The following is an 18059-nucleotide window of genomic DNA, read 5'->3' on the forward strand; positions in this document are numbered from 1 at the left end:
CGGGATCGAGTGCAGTGCATTTATGGATGCAGGCCTGCATTAAAAAGCCCACTGGGGTCGATGCCGATAATTAACTTTCCAAGCCCGGGCACTCGGCCCAGCATTGGGCGCGCGCCCCGCTGGCCGCTTGCTGCGGCGCTTGCGGGCGGGTCATCACCAACAATAAAAACAAATGCCGTGTCGGGGTCCTCATGATCAAAGATTCCAAGCTACTGCGTGCCGCCCTCATTTTCATTGCCTGTACTTCCTTCATTGTCTGCGGGGTGCAACCCATCTTCATGGGCTTGATCACCGAGCGGTTGAGCCTGCCACTCGACCTGCAAGGCTGGGTGGTGTCGGTCGAGATGATCGGCATGACCCTGGGCACCTTACTGTGCCCGCTGCTGATGAAGCGCCACGGCGGGCGCAGCCTGTGCCTGTTCGTCGGGATGCTGTGCGTGGCCCTGAGCATCGCCACTGCCTTTACCACGACCAGCACGATGCTGTTGGTGGTGCGGGTTGCGGCCGGTGCCTGCGCGGGGCTGGTCTATGCCTATGCGGTGACGACGCTGGGGCGTTTGCCCGACCAGGACCGCTCTTTTGGTTTGATGCTGTTGTTGCAGACACCGGAGTACTCGTTGTTTTCCGCAGCCCTGCCATTGCTTGCCGCGCAGAGCGGGGCTGTGACGGCCTTGTGCTCGTTCGGGCTGTGGTACCTGCTGATTTGCGCCGCCAGCCTGGTGTTGCCGCGTCGCCCGGCGGCCGCGCTTGAAAGTGGCGAGGGCACCCCGGCCCAGGGTGGTTCGGCGCGCACCGGGCGCAGCGCGCTGGTGGGCATGCTGTTCATGCAGGTCGCCATCTACTGCGTCTGGGGGTTCATTGACCAACTGGCACGTGACCAGGGTATCGGTGGCGTTGATATTGGCTGGGCATTTGGCCTGTCGGCCATTGGCGGGCTGCCCGGGGCTGCACTGCCAAGCCTGCTGGGCGCCCGGGTCAACCGCCAGCTGATGATCGCCGTGGGGCTGGTGGCGGTGTTCATTTCCATTGCCATGCTCACCGGCCATACCCGCACGCCGATGCAGCTGTGTGTTGCGCTGCTGTTGCTCAACTTCGGCTGGGTGCTGTCACTGTCGTACTACATGGCACTGATTACCACCAACGACCCGACCGGTAAACTCACGCCCTTGGTCAGCATTACCTTGATGGGGGCCGCAGCGGTGACGCCAGCGCTGATCGCCCTGTTGGTGGAGGGCTCCAACCAGCAACTGATCTTCCTGCTGGGGACCGGGGCGCTGGGGCTTGCCTTTGCCGTGACGTGCCTTGGGGCAATGCCCAGGCGTGCGCGCGACAGGGCTGCTTGCTGAGCAACAGCGCGCGGGGGGACGTCGCCGTCACTGCAGCGTCGGCGGCTTCATCCCTTGTGGCAACCCGGCCACTACCGCTTCCATCCGCGCGATTTTCCGCGCAAGCCGTTGTGCTTCCTCTTCTTTGCCCAAGGCCTTCAGACGGTCTCGCTCCTTGCGCAATGCAAGCAGGTTTTTTTGCAGTGCCATGCCGGACTTATTGAACGGGTCCATTTGTTTCTCACGCTAAGGGCCTCCGTGCCGTTGTAGGAAAAATGGACCGTAGCAGCTCGATAATCCTGCGAAAACTGAGGTTTCATACAGCGAATGCTCGGAGTCAGGATATTGCCTACCGCATCAGGTAAAACGTCCTACAAATCTGTGCTGCACCTGTTTCTAATCGTGTAGCTGGGTCTTGGGCGCAGCACCCGGATTTGTTGGGTTGTCGGCAATTAGCGTGTGCAGTTACACCGCGCACAGCTGCCAGGCCGATGGTGCTCGGGCTGAAACCTCAGGTTGCAATTGCGTGCTCGTATTTACAGGCGATCGGCATCCACCGCCCCCTTGGCGAACCCCTGCGGCAGCTTATGCCCGGTACCTCCTCTGATCGGCCGATCTTGGTACTTGCCGGTTCCTTTTATCGGCCCGGCGTATCAGCTCTGCTACGATTCACGCCTTTCAGCCAAGGACCGGCCCGTGGAATACGTTGTCATCGCACCCCATCGCAGTGCATACCCCAAGCCTTTGCGCTTCGCCAAAGGCACGTTGCTGGAGGTGGGGCAGCGCTACGAGGGGGAACCAGGCTGGCAGGACTGGTACCTGTGTCGCTGTGACGGGCAGCTGCCGGGTTGGGTGCCGGCGCAGGTGATCGAGCGGCTCGGTGTGGGGCAGGGCAGGGCGCTTGAACACTATTCGGCGCATGAGCTCGATGCCGATCCCGGTCAGCGGGTATACAGGCTGCGGCAGCTTAACGGCTGGATGTGGTGCAGGCGCCTGAGCAATGGCGAACTGGGCTGGCTGCCGCTGGAAAAGCTGAAACTCGAGCGCTGAAAACCATCTGATACGCTTTTTTTACGCCAACCTGAAGCTGTAACCGTATCAGCCAGAAACCGATAATGCTCTTCATCCCTACACACATTTGAAGAGGTTCCGATGGGCAAGCTCGCGCTGTTTCTGGGTGGCTTTCTGCTGTTGACCATTCTGATAGGCCTGCTGGGTACTATCCCGCCAAGCTGACATTCCGCCGACCCTCCGGCCCGTCTCATTCGCCAGACGGGCCAGCTTCCTGCCATCTCGACAGGGTTGTTGGTATACCGCTGGACTAGCGGTAGCTGCAAGTCGTTCTCAAGTGCAAAGCGCTCGTGTACTCTCCCGCTCGCGTCATAATGGGTCGCAGTGCGGGCCGGTCTTTTGCCTTGGAGTCAATACATAGTGGAATGCAAGAAGGGCACTTCAGCCGTGCTGGAGTGGCGTAGCCGTTTTCTCACCGCAGGCACCCTCGACGAGGAAGAATACGATCAGGCGTTGCGCAGCGCCGAAGCACTGGAGCAATCAGGTGTGATCAACGCAGTTGAATGGATCGAGCTGGTCAAGGCTGCCAATGTGGCGCTGCTGCGCGTGCGATAAGTCCTTCTTTGCAAGGGGAAATCTGTCCACAAAAATCGTGGGTAGGTCTGTGGATAAAATGCTGTAAGCCAAGCCGGTAAAGGCTTCTGTTAAATTGAGCAGATTTTGAGCAGCCCTCAACGGGCCCTTTGCAAGCCCGCTTCACCCGCCTGGCGTAGTGCCAACAACAGTTCACGGACCCGCGCCGGCAGCTCGCCAGCAGGGTAGACCGCATGCATCTGTGGGTCCTGGCCGGTGCTCGACGTCAGCCGGTAATCGGGGCATACCCGCACCAACCGCCCCGCCGTCACTTGCGCTTCGCCGACCCAGTCAGCCAGGCGAGCGATACCGGCACCCGCCAGCGTGCTGTGGTACACAGCATCGCCCGAACTCAAGCGCAGTCGTGGGTGGGGGCGCAGGCTGGTGATGCGGTCATCGCGGCAGAAGTGCCATGCCTTGAGGATGCGCGGGGCGGTGTGCAGGATCAGTGAGTGGTTGGCCAACTCCTCTGGCTGCCGAGGGGTGCCGTGACGGGCCAGGTAATCCGGGCTGGCATACAGATGGCGTTGATAACGCCACAGCGGATAGCCAATCAGCTCGCTCGACTGCGGAAAAGCACCGCGGACCACGAAATCGAGCTTGTTCAACAGCGGGTCGGTGGCCTCATCGCCATAGTGCACATCCAGGGTCACCTGGGGGTGATGTTGGGAAAACGCCGCCAGTACCTCGGGCAACACGTGCTCGCCCAGTAATTGCGGCACCCCGAAGCGGATCCAGCCTTGCGCACTACCCCTGAGCGCTGCCAGCTCGTCGGTGGCATCCCGTTGCACATCCAGCAAGCGCTCCGCATGCGGCAGCAGGCGCTCACCGGCGTCGGTGAGGGTCACTGCATTGGCGTTGCGGTTAAGCAGCTTGCACCCGGTATTGTCTTCCAGCATCTGCACTGCGCGGGTGACAGCGCTGGGCGAGCGCCCCAGGGCGCGGGCTGCGGCGACGAAGCTGCGCTTGTGCGCGACGCTGACGAAGGCCTGGATTTCGCGAAGCATGTCCAACGCCATGAAGCGCTCCTTGTTGCAGTTTTTGCAATATGGCATTTCAACACACACGCGCCGCTTTGATTAGCCTTGCAGTCTGCATTTACTGCCTGGAACCGCGTCATGATGGATATCGCCGTACTTTCCCTGTTTGCCTTTGCCGCTGGGCTGATCGACGCCGCCGTGGGGGGCGGAGGGCTGATTCAGATCCCGGCGCTGTTCAACGTGCTGCCCACCGCGCAACCGGCGGCACTGCTGGGCAGCAACAAGCTGGCGTCGGTGTGCGGCACGGCCTTCGCCGCACGTTCGTTCATTCGCAAGGTGACCCTGGATTGGGGGCTGATCGTGCCGGCGGCACTCAGCGCATTCGTCATGTCATTCGCCGGCGCCGCGACGGTGTCGCTGGTGCCGCCCAGCGTGATGCGCCCGGCGGTGCTGGTGCTGATCGTGCTGATGGCGATCTACACCTTCTGCAAGAAAGATTTTGGCACTCTGCACAAACCGGCGAAGATCGGCCGTAAGGAGCAGTGCCTGGCGGTACTGATTGGCGGTGCCATCGGGTTCTACGACGGCCTGTTCGGGCCAGGCACCGGCAGCTTCCTGATCTTCCTGTTCATCCGCTTCTTCGCCTTGGATTTCCTGCATGCCTCGGCCTCGGCCAAAGTAGTCAACATCGCCACCAACCTGGCGGCGCTGGTGTTCTTCGTGCCCACTGGCAACGTGCTGTACGCGATTGCCTTGCCGATGGCGGTGTGCAATATCCTTGGCGCGCTGACTGGCACCTGGCTGGCGGTGCGCAAGGGTGCAGGGTTCGTGCGCGGGCTGTTCCTGATCCTGCTGTGCGTGCTGATCGCCAAGCTGTCCTGGGACCTGCTGGCCGGTTGAGTCAGCTCACCTCGCGCCGCGCGTGCGCCTGTTCGACGCGGTTGCGGCCGTGCGCCTTGGCGCGGTACAGCGCCTCGTCAGCCCGTGCCATCAATTCATCAAGGCTCGGCGCGGCACTGTCCGCGGCACAGCCGTCCAGGCCAATGCTCACGGTAATCTGCAGGCGCGCATCGCGCTGGGCAAGGTGCAAGTCCTGCACCGCGCGGCGCAGGCGCTCGGCGGTGAACGTGGCGCTCTCCGGCGCAAGGCCCGCAAGCAGGACCACGAATTCTTCGCCACCCATGCGCGCCAGCAGTTCACCGTCGTGTAACTGGTCCTGCAGGGTGCGGGCAAACTGACGCAGGACCTGGTCGCCGACGGCGTGGCCGTGGCGGTCATTGATCGATTTGAAATGATCGATGTCGAGCATCATCAAGGTCAGCGGCAGGGCCTGGGCATGCTTTTGGCGGCTGTCGAGCAGGGCGTTGGCGCGGCGGGTGAAGGCGCTGCGGGTCAGCACGCCGGTGAGGTGATCAATGGTGGCCTGATGGGCCAGGCGCGCCAGCAGGCTGCGATTGGCCTGGCTGACACAGGCCACTACCAACGGCCCGAGCACCAGCATGGCAATGCCCAGACGCGCCGACATCAACGTGGTGACCCCGGTTTCGCTCTGCGGCACGCTGAAATGCATGAGGTTTTGCGCCACGGCGACAATCAGCGTGCTGCCCGTCGTGAGCGTCAGCAGTGAAACCAGAAACGGCGAGTAGGTCCAGGCACACCACAGCAACGCTGCGATCGGGAAGGCAATGGCACCCGGCCCGCCAAAGGCAATGCTCAAGGCCAGCGATGCCAGCAGCATCAGCAAGGGCGCCAGGCGGATGGCCTGGGCACCGCTGCGCACCAGCGCCCGGGCCGAAGGCGCGGTGAGCAACACTGGCAGGACCATTACGCTGGTCGAGAACTGCTCGCTGAACCACGCCAACCAGGTTGAGCGCAGCGATTGTTCGAACCACGGCGCGGCCATCACGCAGGCCAGGCTGGCGGCCACCGCTGCACCTGCCGCGCAGGCGCCGAATACACTAAGCACGCCATGCGGGCTGCGCATGCGCCGGTGCAGGCGCGGCAGGCGTGACAGCAGCAGCCACACCGTCGCCACCGCACCCAGGTTGCTCAGGTTCAACCACAGGGCCGGGGCCCACTCGCTGCCACAGGCCAGGTCGGCAGCGACCATCGCCAGCCAGACCAGGGTAAAACCGATCAGCCCGGCCTGGCGCGGGTAACGCAGCAACACGCCAGCCAGAACCGCATTCACGGGCCAGAACAGTGACAGGGATTCGATTGGCCGGGCCAGGATGCCACCCAGGGTCAGGGCGAAGGTCAGGCCGAACAGAGCGACGTAGGGCATCAAGCGCGATTGGGCTGGAAAAACCATAGAATCGACCGACAAGCGGAGACGAAATCCAGGACAACGGCTGTAGGCACCTGGGGCAATATCGCGTCAGTGTGTTTCCACCCAACGGTTGGTGTCAATCTGCCCCAATCGCACCGGCTAATGCCGATTAGCCTCCATTGTGTGCCGAGCTCGTCACAAACCGTAGAACCAGGGCACCATGAGCACTGCCACCAGCATCACCAGTACGGTGAAAGGTACGCCCACCTTGACGAAGTCGGCGAAGCGGTACTGGCCAGGGCCGAGCACCAAGGTGTTCACCGGCGAGGACACTGGCGTCATGAACGCCGCCGAGGCTGCTAGGGCCACGATCATGGCGAACGGGTAGGGTGACAGGCCCAGCTGGGTTGCGGTGCTGATCGCCACGGGGGCCATCAGCACGGCGGTGGCGGTGTTGGAGATGAACAGGCCGATTACCGCCGTGACCATGAACAGGCAGGCGAGCATGGCGATGGGCCCGGCGCCACCCAGCAGGCTGACCAGCCCGCCGACCGCCAGGTCGATGCCGCCGGTTTTCTGCAAGGCTTGGGCGAACGGCAGCATGCCGACGATCAACACCAGGCTTTGCCAGTGGATTGCCCGATACGCGCTGTTCATGTCGATGCAGCGCCCGGCGCCCATCAGCAGGCAGCCGATCAGCGCGGCGATCACGTTGGGCACCGCACCACTGACCATCAGCCCGACCATCACCGCCAGGCTGATCACGGCATACGGTGCGCGGGTGCGGGCCGGCGCCACCTGGTCGATCTCGGCGGGCAGGCTCAGCACCAGGAAGTCTTTGGGTTGGCCTTGCAGCTGACGTACCGCCTTCCACGGGCCGACCACCAGCAGCGTGTCGCCCAGTTTCAGCGGTTCTTCCACCAGGCGCTCGTCGATGGCCGCCTGCTCGCGGCGCAAACCGACCACGTTAAGGCCATAGCGGGTGCGAAAGGCCATATCCAGGATGCTTTTGCCGATCAGTTGCGAGCCTGGCGGCAGCGACACTTCGGCCATGCCCAGTTCCTGGGACTGGTCGATGAAGTAAGCGGCCTTGAAGTGCAGCGGTTCCAGCTGCATAGTCTGGCACAGGTTGCGCAGGTCGTCGCGGTTGGCGAACAGGTCGAGCAGCAGTACATCGCCCGGGTGCAGCACGGTGTTGGAGTCGGCGGCGATCACGCGGGTGGTGAATTTGTGCTGGCGCTCGATGCCGATCACGTTGGCACCCTGCCGGGTGCGTAACTCCAGCTCGCCGAGGGTATGGCCGATCAACGGGGATGTCGGGCGAATGCGCAGGCGTCGCTCGCGGCCGTTGAGTTTGTAGTCGAGCACCAGGTCGAGCAAGGTGCGGCGGCTTTCCACACGGCCGTCCTTGCGCACTTCGCCATTGAGCCAGTTGCGCGTCAGCAGCATGTAGCCGACGCCCAGTACCAGTATCACCAGGCCGAACGGGGTAAAGCTGAAAAAGCTGAAACCCTGTTCACCGTGGCGCACCAGTTCGCTGTGCACCACCACGTTGGGCGGTGTGGCGACCAGGCTGAGCATGCCGCTGATCAGGCCCGCAAAGCTCAGCGGCATCATCAGGCGGCTGGGCGAAATCTGCAGGCGTGCGGCGATACTCAACACCACCGGGATGAAGATCGCGACCACCCCGGTGGAGCTCATCACCGACCCCAGCCCGGCCACCGATACCATCAGCAACACCAGCAGGCGCGCCTCGCTGTTGCCGGCCCGCTCGCTCATCCATTCGCCGATGCGGTAGGCAATGCCGGTGCGCACCAGCCCCTCGCCGATCACGAACAGGGCAGCGATCAGTACCACGTTGGGGTCGCTGAAGCCGGCCAGGGCCTGCTCCACGGTGAGGATGCCCGACAAGGGCAGGGCGAGGATCACCATCAGGGCGACCACGTCCATGCGCGGGCGGTTGATGACGAAGAGGACGACGACGACAGCCAGCAGGCCGAGGACCCAGAGCAGTTCCTGGTTCATGGGGCGGGGGTGTTCCTTCACTCAAGGGGCACGAAAGACAGTAGCAGTCAGTGTGGCAGCTTGTGCAGAAGGCGGTGTTGATGTGTTGCAGGGTTTGCGCGCGTGGTGAAACAAAAAAGGGCCGCTGATGCGGCCCGGTGTTGCATGACTCAGTGGCGGTGACGGCGATGCTTCTTGCCGTTGTTGTCACCCAGGTGGTTGCCGATGGCGCCACCGGCCGCGCCACCCAGGCCGGCACCGATGGTGGAGCCGGACGAACCGCCCACCTTGCCGCCCAGCAGCGAGCCGCCGGCCGAGCCCAGGCCACCGCCGATGGCGGCTTCGGTACGGTTGCCCTTGCGCGCGCCAACGGCGCTGCCTGCTGCGCCACCCAGGCCGGCACCGATGGCCGCGCCGGTGCTGCCGCCCATCTGTTTGCCGACAATGTTACCCAGGGCACCGCCCAGGCCGCCGCCAATGGCGGCAGTGCCGTCACCGGCGAAAGCGCCTTGGCACAGCAGCAGGCCAAGGGCAAGGGAAGGCAAAGTCAGACGCATGATAGGAGCCTCGGAAGAATCATCAGGTTAGGTGTGGAGTGAAAAGACGTATCAACGGTAATTGCGGTCACGGTAGCGACGATCATCATCGTCGCGGTCATGCCGCTGGTGGTGGCGGTGGCCGCGATCGCCATCGCGCCATCCGCCATCGTCATCGCGGTAATGATGGTGGTGGCAGCCGGCAACCAACAGGAAGGCGGCGATCAACGAGAAGCTTGCAAGGCGGGTCATCACGATATAGGTCCTTGATCCGCTTAGGTTTACGGGACACTTTCTAAGACTGCGATCGATCCATTTGGTTTCCTGAGCGGGTAATTTTTTGCCCTGCCGGCGATGGGTGGCGTGCTTGCCGGCTGCTGTTCTGTCCCGCTCGGTCATGGCTCGCCAGCGGCACCGGGCATAGACTCCAGCACAGGCCACAGCAAAGATGGCCACCTGCCACACGGTGAATCATGATGATCGCCCACACGCCCACATTGTTCGCCGCTGTTGCCCTGGTCGCGACCATCATGGCGTTCTGCCTGTTGCTGGTTGGCCAGTTCAACCGCCGCGACAACCTGCTGCTCACCGGCTGCGGCTTGCTTGCCCACGCCCTGGCTTATGTCTGCTACACCGTTTACGGCCACGCGCCGCTCTGGCTCAGCTATGGCGTCGGCAACAGCCTGTTGTCACTGGCCTTGGCGTTCTATTCGGCGAGCCTGTTCCGCGTGCGTGAGCAACGCGTGCCCTGGCGATTGGTATTCAGTATCCCGGCGTTCATGCTGGTAGCGCTGATGCTGCTGCTCGACACCCTGGAGCCGCGCATGCTGCTGGCGACCCTGGTGTTGATGCTGCAATGCTCGCTGATCTTCTACTGGGCTCGGCGGCACGTCGAGCGGCCGGGCAGGGCGCACCTGTTGCTGGAGATAGGCGCCTTGATCAGCCTGATCGGGCTGGGCATGCGTGTGCTGGCGGTCATCAATGGTACCGCTGTGGAGATGCGCTACGACACCAGCAACCTCAAACAAAGCATTTCCGTGGCCATCGGCACGGTCACGGTGATGATGTATTCGATCGGCCTGGTGCTGATGGCCAAGGAGCGCAGCGAGTCACGCCTGCAGCACCTGGCCCTGCGCGATGTGCTCACGGGGACCTACAACCGCCGGGCGATTCTCGAGCGCTTTGCCTTGGAGCTGGACAGCGCCCGCGGCGAGCAGCACAGCCTGGCCGTGGCGATGATCGACATTGACCATTTCAAGCGCATCAACGACCTGTACGGCCACTTGGCGGGTGACGAAGTGCTGTGCCATTGCGTTCGCCAGTTGCAGCAACGCCTGCGCCAGGGCGACAGCCTTGGCCGTTATGGCGGTGAAGAGTTTTTGCTGCTGTTGCCACACACCACTCGTGACGGGGCCATGGCAGCGTTGCAGGGCTTGCGCGAGGCCATTGCCCGCAGCCCGGCGCTTTTCGCCGGTAACGAAATTGCACTGCGTTTCAGCGTCGGGCTGTGGTGCGCTGTGCCGGGCCCGCATGACAGCACTGCGGGCCTGCTTGCCCAGGCGGACGCCGCGCTGTACCAGGCCAAGGCGGCTGGGCGTAACACGGTGCACATGGCGGCGCTGCTCGGGGCCGGTTGAGTCACTTGGCCGGGTGGATGGCGAGCACCACGCCATTGGTGATCTGCACTAGCACATAGTGGTCACCCATGCGCACCCAGTGGCTTTCCTTCTCGGGCGCCGGCAGGCCCTTGGCTTTCCAGTCCGTCAACGTCTGGTCGTCGCGCTTGTATTGGTCGGGGGCCTTGTCGCCAACTTTGAGTTCACGGTTGTGTGTCTCCGGGGCGGTGATGCTTTCTTCGGCCGAAGGTGCAGCCGAAGCGGCAATGGGCAGGCAGGGAAGGGCAGCAAACAGCAGGGCAGGCAACAGACGGGGTGCATTCATGACGATCTCCTTTGGGGGCATACCCTATCTGCGACAGCGGCGATGGCCGGACAATTCACTCTGGATGCCCGGCAATGCTAGAGTCGCTTTCTTTTTTGCCCCGAGGATGGAACATGCGAGCAATTCTGCCGATGGCTGCGGCGCTGGTATTGGTCGGTTGCGCTTCAGCGACCATGGATACGGCGCGCAGCGGCAAGCCGACCGTGCAGCTCGATTCGCGCAAGGCGCCTGAGCTGGTGGCCCAGTGCATCCAGTTCAGCTGGCAGAAAGAGGACGTGTTCGGGGACGATGCCAGTGGCTACCTGGAGCCGCGCAAGCAGGGCGGGCTGACGGTGTATACCCGTGAGGCGGAATCGTTTGTGGATGTGTATCCCCAGGGTAGCGGCACGCGGGTGGATTATTACGCGCAGAAGAACGACAGCGTGGCGTTGCAGCGTCGTGCGGCGGCGGCAACTTGCCTGTAGTGCGCTCATGGATAAAGGCGCAGACGGCGAGTGGCGCCTACGCCAACAGCCCGACCGCCTGCCGCTCACTTACACCCTGCAGGCCATCAAGACCTGATCACGACAGGTAGCCACCGTCCACGTTGAGCGAGGTACCGGTGGTGTAGCTGGAGGCATCGCTGGCCAGGTACAGCACCGCGCCGGCCATTTCCTTGGGGTCGGCCACACGCTTTAGCGGGATCTGTTGCAGCGCGGCGTTGAGGATGGCGTCGTTCTTCACCAGTGCCGAGGCGAACTTGGTGTCGGTCAGGCCCGGCAGCAGGGCGTTGCAGCGGATGCCGAACTGCGCGCACTCCTTGGCGAACACCTTGGTCATGTTGATCACTGCAGCCTTGGTCACCGAGTAGATGCCCTGGAAATGGCCAGGCGAAACCCCGTTGATCGACGCTACGTTGATGATGCTGCCGCCACCGTTTTCGCGCATCAGCTTGCCGGCGTCCACCGACATGAAGAAGTAGCCACGGATGTTCACGTCGACCGTTTTCTGGAAGGCGCTCACGTCTGTGTCCAGCACGTTGCAGAACTGTGGGTTGGTGGCGGCGTTGTTGACCAGCACATCCAGGCGCCCGAACTGTTCACGGATGCCGGCGAACACCTGCTGGATCTGTTCAAGTTCACCGATATGGCAGGCCACCGCAGTGGCCTTGCCGCCTGCCGCGGTGATCGCATCGGCCACCTGCTGGCAGCCTTCGAGCTTGCGGCTGGAGACGATCACATGGGCGCCCTGCTGGGCCAGCAAGTGGGCGATGGCTTCGCCGATGCCACGGCTGGCGCCGGAAACGAATGCAATCTTGCCATCGAGGTCGAACAGGTGGGTCTTGGACATGCTGTTTTCCTTGTTGTCTGCCGTCAGAGCGTGGACTTGGCGATGACCTGCAAGCTCATCTGCTCCAGCAACCGGTTCATGTGAATGAACTGGGCGAAGCGTTTGTCCTGGGTCTGGCCGTGATAGAAGCGGTAGTAGATCTGCTGGACGATGCCCGCCAGGCGGAACAAGCCATAGCAATAGTAGTAATCGAAGTTGTCCAGGCTGATGCCCGCGCGCTCGGCGTAGTAATCGACAAACTGGCGGCGGGTAAGCATGCCGGGGGCGTTGCTCGGTTGGCGGCGCATCAGCTGCACCGGTGCCGGGTCGCTGGCCTCGATCCAGTAGGCGAGGCTGTTGCCCAGATCCATCAGCGGGTCGCCGAGGGTAGTCATTTCCCAGTCGAGCACGCCAATGATGCGCATCGGGTTTTCGGCATCGAGGATGACGTTGTCGAAGCGGTAGTCGTTGTGCACGATGCCTGGGCGGGGGTGGTCCGCTGGCATCTTCTCGCGCAGCCAGGCCATCACCTGCTCCCAGCGCGGGGCATCCGGCGTCAGGGCCTTTTCGTAGCGGCTGGTCCAGCCTTCGATCTGGCGTTGTACATAGCCTTCCGGTTTGCCCAGGTCAGCCAGCCCGCAGGCTTGATAATCGACCTGATGCAGCTCTACCAGTCGGTCTATGAAGCTTTTGCACAATGCCTCGGTACGCGTGGCATCCAGGTTCAGTTCGCTGGGGATGTCCGAACGCAGGATGATGCCTTTGACCCGCTCCATTACATAAAACTCACCGCCGATCAGCGTTTCATCGGTGCAGTGGGCATAGGCCTTGGGGCAGTACGGGAAACCGCTGTTGAGCTGGTTGAGGATGCGGAACTCGCGGCCCATGTCGTGGGCCGACTTGGCCTTCTGGCCGAACGGCGGGCGGCGCAGCACGAACTCTTGGCTGGGGTAGGCGACCAGGTAAGTGAGGTTGGAAGCGCCGCCTGGGAACTGGCTGATCTGTGGTGTGCCTTCAAGGCCTGTGATGTGGGCCTTGAGGTAAGGATCGATGACGGCCGCGTCGAGTTCTTCGCCGGGGCGTACCTGGGTGGACTGGTCGGTGAGCGTCATGCGTTTGCCTTATTATCGATCGCAAGGATTATTGGCTAATCTAATGGCCTTGGCGTGTTGGAACAAGCGTGCCAGGCGCCATATAGGTGAGGGTGTTGCAGGCCGATCACTGTTCCGAATGCCTTGCACCGGGCAAAAAAAAACCGAAGCCGGTCAGGCTTCGGTTTTCGCATCGCTCGGCGCGCCCGTCACTCAGGAAGGGAACAGCTCGCTGAGTTTCATCGACAGCATCATGTCGCCTTCAACGCGCAGTTTGCCACCCATGAACGCCTGCATGCCGTCGGTTTCACCGCTGACGATGCCCTTGAGGGTTTCGCTGTCCATTACCAGGGTGCAGTTGGCATCCGGGTTTTCACCTTCCTGCAGGTCGCAGGTGCCGTTCTTGACGATCAACGCGTAGTGCTTGTCTTCGTCGGTGATGTTGAAGCCGAACACCAGGTCCAGGCCTTCGGCTGCGGACGGGTTGAACTTCTCTTGCATCTTTTTCACGGCATCAGCTACGGAGGTCATGGTGCATTCCTTATAGAGTGATTTACACGTCCCCGCAGGGACACAACAGGCCGGGCTCATCGGTAGGTGATGAGCTCCGGCACCTTCAACAGCTGCACGTGGGCTTGGCTGTTGAAAGAAGCCAGTGCCACGTCGCGGCCGCGAAACTTCAGCTGGCTGAGCGACGTGTTGATGATTTGCCAGTTCAGCGCGAAGGCCTGACTTGGGGTAATACCGCTAACCAGGTGGAGCAGGGCGGCGATGGTGCCACCGGAGGTGAACACGGCGATATTGTCGCCACTGCCAGCAGTGTCCAGCACCCGCTGCAGGCCGGCGTTGACCCGTGCGGTGAACGCCTGCCAGGTCTCCAGGCCGTCGCCCTCGTGTTCGCCGGCGTGCCAGCGCTGCACCATCAGGGCGAACAGGCGCTGGAACTCGCTACGGTTCTGCACGCCATTACGCAGGATATGCCCGGCGTTCGGCTCATCGGCCATCAGGCGCGGCAGCAGGGCGCGAATAACGCCGTCGGCATCGAACTCGTTGAACGCCGGGTCGGTCTCGATGGCCGGGACGGCATGGCCATTCCCTTTCAAGGTTTCCAGCGCCAGCCGGGCGGTGTCCTGCTGGCGCCGCAAGTCACCCGCCACGCAGCGGTCCAGGCGCAGGCCAAGCTGAGCCAGGTGTTCGCCCAGCGCCTGGCTCTGCCGGATGCCCACGGGTGACAGCACGTCATAATCGTCGGCACCAAAGGAGGCTTGGCCATGTCGGATAAGGAAGAGGTTGCCCACGAAGTTGTCCGGCCGCTTGAAGGTTGATGCGAGGTTAGGATGCGCCGTACGGGCTGTCAACGAAAAAACATACAAGCGTTTGAAAAGGTTGTTTGAACTGTGTTGCCAGCGTTTACCGCCGCTGGCAGCGCCACCGGCGCACCGGTATGCTTGCAACAGTTTCGCGCGTTTCAAGCGCAAGTTCATAAAGGAGTCAACGTGGAGTTTCTTGCCGAATACGCAAGCTTTCTCGCTAAAACCGCCACCCTGGTGATTGCCATCCTGGTGGTGTTGTCCGCCATCGCCGGCTTGCGCGGCAAGGGGCGGCGCAAGGCCGGCGGGCAGCTGCAGGTCACCCGCCTCAACGAGTTCTATAAAGAGCTGCGTGAGCGCCTGGAGTCGGGCCTGCTCGACAAGGCCCAGCTCAAGGCCTTGCGCAAGCAGCAGGCCAAGGCGGAAAAACAGCAAAAGAAAGGCAAGGCCGAAGAGAAAAGCCGAGTTTTCGTGCTCGACTTCGATGGCGACATAAAAGCGTCCGCCACCGAAGGCCTGCGCAACGAGATCACTGCACTGCTCACCCTCGCCACCTCGCGCGATGAAGTGGTGCTGCGCCTTGAAAGCGGCGGTGGCCTGGTGCATAGCTACGGCCTGGCTGCCTCGCAACTGGCGCGTATCCGCCAGGCCGGCATCCCGCTGACGGTGTGCATCGACAAGGTCGCTGCCAGCGGTGGTTACATGATGGCCTGCATTGGCGAGAAGATCGTCAGCGCACCCTTTGCCGTTCTGGGTTCCATTGGCGTCGTCGCGCAGCTGCCCAACATCAACCGCCTGTTGAAAAAGCACGACATCGACTTCGAGGTGCTGACCGCTGGCGAGTACAAGCGCACCCTGACCGTGTTCGGCGAGAACACCGAGAAGGGCCGGGAGAAGTTTCAGGAAGACCTGGACATCACTCACCAGCTGTTCAAGGACTTCGTTTCCCGCTACCGCCCGCAACTGCATATCGACGAAGTGGCCACCGGCGAAGTCTGGTTGGGCGTCGCAGCCCTGAATCGCCAGCTGGTGGACCAGTTGCAGACCAGCGACGAGTACCTCAGCGACCGCGCCCGCCACGCCAACCTGTTCCACCTGCACTACGCCGAGCGCAAGAGCCTGCAAGAGCGCATCGGCATGGCCGCTAGCGGTACGGTGGAGAACACTGTGGTGGGTTTGTGGAGCAAACTCGGCCGCTTGCGCTAACACCTTGAACCCCTTGAATATTTTTTATCTTCAGGGGGTTGCAAGGTTGGATGAATGAAGACATAATGGCGCCCATCGAAACGCAGGAAACTTTGAAAAAGGTTCAGCGTTTCAAGGAGATAGAAGCGTAAGCAACTAGATCCGAACTTTGAGGCCGAGTAGCAAAGTGGTTATGCTCCGGATTGCAAATCCGTCTACGCCGGTTCGATTCCGACCTCGGCCTCCACCATTCGAAAGCCCCGCAGATTAACGTCTGCGGGGTTTTTATTTGTGCGTCGGAAAAAATCGAGATCGTAACGATCTTAGAGTGGCTGCTAAGCCCATAGCGGACACCGCTCCAACGCTATGTAGTCAGTACCGGCCTCATCGCCGGCAAGCCGGCTCCCACAGAAAAATCATCAGTCTCCGGGCTCGCGCAGTACCCGTGGGAGCCGCGCTTGCCGGCGATGGGGCGCGAAGCGGCCCCGCCCTTATTGCCTATCAGTCAGCAGATGGCTCTGATGCCTCCGCCAGCGAAACCCCCTTCGGGTACACGCTAATAAACGCGCTGATCGCGGCCGTGTCCTGATCATCGATATTGATCTTCGGCGTTTGAGACGATCGGCTTAGCTGCGAGGCAATATTGGCCGCCTTCAAGGCGTGTTCAATCTGCTGGCTGCCCGGGCTGTTGTACACCACCACATGGGTGCCCGTGGCCTCTTTGGTAAGCATCAATTGCTTGATCTGAACCCGGACGCCAGCTTTCGTCAGGGCTACAGCGATCTGCTTGGAGAAGGCCAGGGCTTCGTCGTCATTTTTAACGATATTGAGCAGCACGGTCGGGGTTGCCTTGGCTTTAGCCAATTCCGCCGCCAATGCCGTGAATGCGGCCTGTGCCTGCACCGTCAGCTTGCGTGGCTGCAGGTGCGCTTGGGCTTGCGCTCGGGCCTGTTGTGCCGCGTGCTCTGCTGCACGCAGGCGCGCCGTCAACTCCAGGTTCTGCTGAGTGAGCGCGTCGATTTTCAGCTGCGATTGCGCGGCGGACTGGTTGGCGCTGGCGATGAGTTGGCTGGCGTTTTCCATCGACTGGTCCGAGTGCTTGGTTTGCACCTCGGATGTCAGCTGCGCCAGGATGACCGCACAGGCCGAGATCAGTGCAGCAATGATGGCGGTGGCCGTTGCAATGGTATGAATCAGGCTGGCGTTATCGGCAGAAATTTCTGACATGGTCGTATTCTTGAGGTTTATGTCTTTTTCTTGGGCGTGCGGTATCGAAAGCCGTGGCAGATTGCCATAAACGTTCGGTGCAAGCGACTTTTGCGGCCGGGGTGTTGAACCGGCGCACGGAGGCGGGCCCAGAAAAAGAAAAACCCGCCAACAAGTGGCGGGCCTAAAGAACGTACGAAGCAGTGTCAGTATGCCGAAGCACTTGTCGTAAATTCGTGAATAAACTGTGGTCAGGTTGTCCTGTTTGCTCGGTTTTCGCGAAGCATAAAAAAGCCCGCCATGAAGGCGGGCAAGGAGCGTTTGAAGGGAAAGTCTGTAGGCTGGGGCCCGTAGGTTAAGTCAGCATTAACCGTAGGGCATTGACCGTGGCGGGCGATGCGCCTATACAGGCGTGCCATTTTCCCAGGAGCCACCATGCGCGACGAAGACGACCTGCACGAGCCCGAGCACGATCACCTGCTTGACCATGAATTTCTTCATGACGGCTTCGAGCCCGAGGCGGATGCCCAAGGCGCCGAAGACGATATCGAAGAAGACGATGAACAGCTGGATGACCTCGATGACGACGAGGACGATCATCCAGCCTGGCATGACGACGTGGACGACTGACTCAGCGCCCGTCCAGCGAGAAGCGCCCCGGTCCGCTCACAGCCAGCATCAGCAGGCCGCCGACGATGCTCAGGTTCTTCAGGAACTGGGTCATGTTGGCGGCGCGTTCAGGGTCGACCATGTTCCAGAACGGGTGGCCGATCAGCGCAGTGCCCAGCACGAACAGTGCGAACAGGAAGGCCAGTGGGCGGGTATAGAAGCCCAGGATCAGGATGATGGCAACGAAGAACTCCATGATCACGGCAACCCCTGCGGCGACCATGGGCGCAGGGGCGCCCAGTGAAGTCATGTAGCTGACCGTGCCTTCGAAGCCGGTGAGCTTGGCCCAGCCGGATATCACGAAAAGGATCATCAACAGCACGCGGGCGATCAGGATAATGGCGTCGCGTTGACCAGCGAACAGGGAGTAGCGCATGGCGGCATTCCAGTGGACGGTGACAAGCTCCACTCTAGCAGTTGCGTGAATTTCCGCTGCGCAGCAAAAAGGCGCCCCAAGGGGCGCCTTTTCTACAGAAATATGGTGCGAGTGGCGGGACTCGAACCCGCAAGGCTCACGCCGACAGATTTTAAGTCTGCTGTGTATACCAATTCCACCACACTCGCACGCTTGAAAGGGTCATGTAGACCGGC

Annotated in this window: 21 protein-coding genes, 2 tRNA genes and 1 pseudogene; 10 read left to right on the plus strand and 14 right to left on the minus strand. The window is 61.8% G+C overall.

Annotated features, from left to right (window positions below; translation table 11 throughout):
* Positions 1 to 191 precede the first annotated feature (191 nt).
* Positions 192 to 1346 carry an MFS transporter gene (locus ABEH27_RS02990; protein WP_346612141.1) on the plus strand — a complete coding sequence of 385 codons (1155 nt, stop codon included), beginning with the start codon at positions 192 to 194 and terminating at the stop codon, positions 1344 to 1346.
* Between the two features lie 27 nt (positions 1347 to 1373).
* Here ABEH27_RS02990 and ABEH27_RS02995 read toward each other — a convergent pair whose 3' ends face one another.
* Entirely contained in the window at positions 1374 to 1559 is a 186-nt protein-coding gene (locus ABEH27_RS02995; RefSeq protein ID WP_346612142.1) for a hypothetical protein, read from the minus strand.
* A gap of 462 nt (positions 1560 to 2021) precedes the next feature.
* On the opposite strand from ABEH27_RS02995, the gene ABEH27_RS03000 reads away from it, so the two are divergent.
* Positions 2022 to 2375, plus strand: a complete 354-nt coding sequence (locus ABEH27_RS03000) for an SH3 domain-containing protein (RefSeq protein WP_346612143.1) — start codon at positions 2022 to 2024, stop codon at positions 2373 to 2375.
* A gap of 381 nt (positions 2376 to 2756) precedes the next feature.
* A complete protein-coding gene (locus ABEH27_RS03005) occupies positions 2757 to 2951 on the plus strand; it encodes a hypothetical protein (protein WP_346612144.1) in 195 nt (64 codons plus the stop codon).
* Positions 2952 to 3067: 116 nt separating this feature from the next.
* Here the strand turns inward: ABEH27_RS03005 and ABEH27_RS03010 are convergent, their stop codons facing one another.
* A complete protein-coding gene (locus ABEH27_RS03010) occupies positions 3068 to 3988 on the minus strand; it encodes a LysR substrate-binding domain-containing protein (RefSeq protein WP_346612145.1) in 921 nt (306 codons plus the stop codon).
* 99 nt (positions 3989 to 4087) lie between these two features.
* On the opposite strand from ABEH27_RS03010, the gene ABEH27_RS03015 reads away from it, so the two are divergent.
* Entirely contained in the window at positions 4088 to 4849 is a 762-nt protein-coding gene (locus tag ABEH27_RS03015) for a TSUP family transporter (protein WP_346612146.1), read from the plus strand.
* Between the two features lies 1 nt (position 4850).
* Here the strand turns inward: ABEH27_RS03015 and ABEH27_RS03020 are convergent, their stop codons facing one another.
* From ABEH27_RS03020 to ABEH27_RS03035, 4 genes are all read right to left on the minus strand, one after another.
* A complete protein-coding gene (locus tag ABEH27_RS03020; RefSeq protein WP_346612147.1) occupies positions 4851 to 6275 on the minus strand; it encodes a diguanylate cyclase in 1425 nt (474 codons plus the stop codon).
* A 138-nt stretch (positions 6276 to 6413) separates the two neighbouring features.
* Complete coding sequence (locus tag ABEH27_RS03025; RefSeq protein WP_346612148.1) at positions 6414 to 8243, minus strand: SLC13 family permease; 1830 nt, start codon at positions 8241 to 8243, stop codon at positions 6414 to 6416.
* 149 nt (positions 8244 to 8392) lie between these two features.
* Positions 8393 to 8779, minus strand: a complete 387-nt coding sequence (locus ABEH27_RS03030) for a glycine zipper domain-containing protein (RefSeq protein ID WP_346612149.1) — start codon at positions 8777 to 8779, stop codon at positions 8393 to 8395.
* Positions 8780 to 8830: 51 nt separating this feature from the next.
* A complete protein-coding gene (locus tag ABEH27_RS03035; protein ID WP_346612150.1) occupies positions 8831 to 9010 on the minus strand; it encodes a hypothetical protein in 180 nt (59 codons plus the stop codon).
* A gap of 224 nt (positions 9011 to 9234) precedes the next feature.
* Here ABEH27_RS03035 and ABEH27_RS03040 point away from each other — a divergent pair, with 224 nt between their 5' ends.
* Positions 9235 to 10395, plus strand: a complete 1161-nt coding sequence (locus ABEH27_RS03040; RefSeq protein WP_346612526.1) for a diguanylate cyclase — start codon at positions 9235 to 9237, stop codon at positions 10393 to 10395.
* Position 10396: 1 nt separating this feature from the next.
* On the opposite strand, the gene ABEH27_RS03045 is transcribed toward ABEH27_RS03040, so the two are convergent.
* Positions 10397 to 10699: an RcnB family protein gene (locus ABEH27_RS03045; RefSeq protein WP_346612151.1), complete on the minus strand. Its 303-nt coding sequence runs from the start codon at positions 10697 to 10699 to the stop codon at positions 10397 to 10399.
* A gap of 113 nt (positions 10700 to 10812) precedes the next feature.
* Here ABEH27_RS03045 and ABEH27_RS03050 point away from each other — a divergent pair, with 113 nt between their 5' ends.
* Positions 10813 to 11163 (plus strand): hypothetical protein, encoded by a 351-nt coding sequence (locus ABEH27_RS03050; protein WP_346612152.1) that lies wholly within the window; start codon positions 10813 to 10815, stop codon positions 11161 to 11163.
* Between the two features lie 7 nt (positions 11164 to 11170).
* Positions 11171 to 11260, plus strand: a pseudogene (locus ABEH27_RS03055) (SAM-dependent methyltransferase); the annotation flags it as partial.
* On the opposite strand, the gene ABEH27_RS03060 reads toward ABEH27_RS03055, so the two are convergent.
* From ABEH27_RS03060 to ABEH27_RS03075, 4 genes are all read right to left on the minus strand, one after another.
* Positions 11261 to 12028: an SDR family oxidoreductase gene (locus ABEH27_RS03060; protein WP_346612153.1), complete on the minus strand. Its 768-nt coding sequence runs from the start codon at positions 12026 to 12028 to the stop codon at positions 11261 to 11263.
* Positions 12029 to 12051: 23 nt separating this feature from the next.
* Positions 12052 to 13119 carry a phosphotransferase family protein gene (locus tag ABEH27_RS03065; RefSeq protein WP_346612154.1) on the minus strand — a complete coding sequence of 356 codons (1068 nt, stop codon included), beginning with the start codon at positions 13117 to 13119 and terminating at the stop codon, positions 12052 to 12054.
* A 192-nt stretch (positions 13120 to 13311) separates the two neighbouring features.
* Positions 13312 to 13629 carry an SCP2 sterol-binding domain-containing protein gene (locus tag ABEH27_RS03070; RefSeq protein WP_346612155.1) on the minus strand — a complete coding sequence of 106 codons (318 nt, stop codon included), beginning with the start codon at positions 13627 to 13629 and terminating at the stop codon, positions 13312 to 13314.
* A gap of 56 nt (positions 13630 to 13685) precedes the next feature.
* Positions 13686 to 14396, minus strand: a complete 711-nt coding sequence (locus ABEH27_RS03075) for a histidine phosphatase family protein (RefSeq protein WP_346612156.1) — start codon at positions 14394 to 14396, stop codon at positions 13686 to 13688.
* A 198-nt stretch (positions 14397 to 14594) separates the two neighbouring features.
* Between ABEH27_RS03075 and sohB the strand changes: the two genes are divergently transcribed.
* Positions 14595 to 15614 carry a protease SohB gene (gene sohB, locus ABEH27_RS03080; protein WP_346612157.1) on the plus strand — a complete coding sequence of 340 codons (1020 nt, stop codon included), beginning with the start codon at positions 14595 to 14597 and terminating at the stop codon, positions 15612 to 15614.
* A gap of 152 nt (positions 15615 to 15766) precedes the next feature.
* Positions 15767 to 15840, plus strand: a tRNA-Cys gene (locus ABEH27_RS03085).
* A gap of 254 nt (positions 15841 to 16094) precedes the next feature.
* Here the strand turns inward: ABEH27_RS03085 and ABEH27_RS03090 are convergent.
* Positions 16095 to 16820, minus strand: coding sequence for a hypothetical protein (locus ABEH27_RS03090; RefSeq protein WP_346612158.1), 726 nt, complete (start codon positions 16818 to 16820; stop codon positions 16095 to 16097).
* A gap of 414 nt (positions 16821 to 17234) precedes the next feature.
* On the opposite strand from ABEH27_RS03090, the gene ABEH27_RS03095 reads away from it, so the two are divergent.
* The gene (locus ABEH27_RS03095) at positions 17235 to 17429 is read left to right on the plus strand and encodes a hypothetical protein (RefSeq protein ID WP_346612159.1); all 195 of its coding nucleotides are present in this window, start codon (positions 17235 to 17237) and stop codon (positions 17427 to 17429) included.
* Between the two features lies 1 nt (position 17430).
* Here ABEH27_RS03095 and ABEH27_RS03100 read toward each other — a convergent pair whose 3' ends face one another.
* Positions 17431 to 17844 (minus strand): DoxX family protein, encoded by a 414-nt coding sequence (locus ABEH27_RS03100; protein ID WP_346612160.1) that lies wholly within the window; start codon positions 17842 to 17844, stop codon positions 17431 to 17433.
* A gap of 103 nt (positions 17845 to 17947) precedes the next feature.
* Positions 17948 to 18032, minus strand: a tRNA-Leu gene (locus ABEH27_RS03105).
* Positions 18033 to 18059: the final 27 nt, after the last annotated feature.

This window comes from Pseudomonas sp. P39-UII1 (assembly GCF_039672635.1).
Classification (GTDB): Bacteria; Pseudomonadota; Gammaproteobacteria; order Pseudomonadales; family Pseudomonadaceae; genus Aquipseudomonas.

Bases quoted from the DNA above. Each gene is read 5' to 3' on its own strand.
- ABEH27_RS03090 (WP_346612158.1), bottom strand. From the start codon at position 16,820: ATGTCAGAAATTTCTGCCGATAACGCCAGCCTGATTCATACCATTGCA.
- ABEH27_RS03030 (WP_346612149.1), bottom strand. From the start codon at position 8,779: ATGCGTCTGACTTTGCCTTCCCTTGCCCTTGGCCTGCTGCTGTGCCAA.
- ABEH27_RS03035 (WP_346612150.1), bottom strand. From the start codon at position 9,010: ATGACCCGCCTTGCAAGCTTCTCGTTGATCGCCGCCTTCCTGTTGGTT.
- ABEH27_RS03095 (WP_346612159.1), top strand. From the start codon at position 17,235: ATGCGCGACGAAGACGACCTGCACGAGCCCGAGCACGATCACCTGCTT.
- ABEH27_RS03040 (WP_346612526.1), top strand. From the start codon at position 9,235: ATGATCGCCCACACGCCCACATTGTTCGCCGCTGTTGCCCTGGTCGCG.
- ABEH27_RS03065 (WP_346612154.1), bottom strand. From the start codon at position 13,119: ATGACGCTCACCGACCAGTCCACCCAGGTACGCCCCGGCGAAGAACTC.
- ABEH27_RS02990 (WP_346612141.1), top strand. From the start codon at position 192: ATGATCAAAGATTCCAAGCTACTGCGTGCCGCCCTCATTTTCATTGCC.
- ABEH27_RS03050 (WP_346612152.1), top strand. From the start codon at position 10,813: ATGCGAGCAATTCTGCCGATGGCTGCGGCGCTGGTATTGGTCGGTTGC.
- ABEH27_RS03060 (WP_346612153.1), bottom strand. From the start codon at position 12,028: ATGTCCAAGACCCACCTGTTCGACCTCGATGGCAAGATTGCATTCGTT.
- ABEH27_RS03025 (WP_346612148.1), bottom strand. From the start codon at position 8,243: ATGAACCAGGAACTGCTCTGGGTCCTCGGCCTGCTGGCTGTCGTCGTC.
- ABEH27_RS03045 (WP_346612151.1), bottom strand. From the start codon at position 10,699: ATGAATGCACCCCGTCTGTTGCCTGCCCTGCTGTTTGCTGCCCTTCCC.
- ABEH27_RS03015 (WP_346612146.1), top strand. From the start codon at position 4,088: ATGATGGATATCGCCGTACTTTCCCTGTTTGCCTTTGCCGCTGGGCTG.
- ABEH27_RS03070 (WP_346612155.1), bottom strand. From the start codon at position 13,629: ATGACCTCCGTAGCTGATGCCGTGAAAAAGATGCAAGAGAAGTTCAAC.
- ABEH27_RS03100 (WP_346612160.1), bottom strand. From the start codon at position 17,844: ATGCGCTACTCCCTGTTCGCTGGTCAACGCGACGCCATTATCCTGATC.
- ABEH27_RS03010 (WP_346612145.1), bottom strand. From the start codon at position 3,988: ATGGCGTTGGACATGCTTCGCGAAATCCAGGCCTTCGTCAGCGTCGCG.
- ABEH27_RS02995 (WP_346612142.1), bottom strand. From the start codon at position 1,559: ATGGACCCGTTCAATAAGTCCGGCATGGCACTGCAAAAAAACCTGCTT.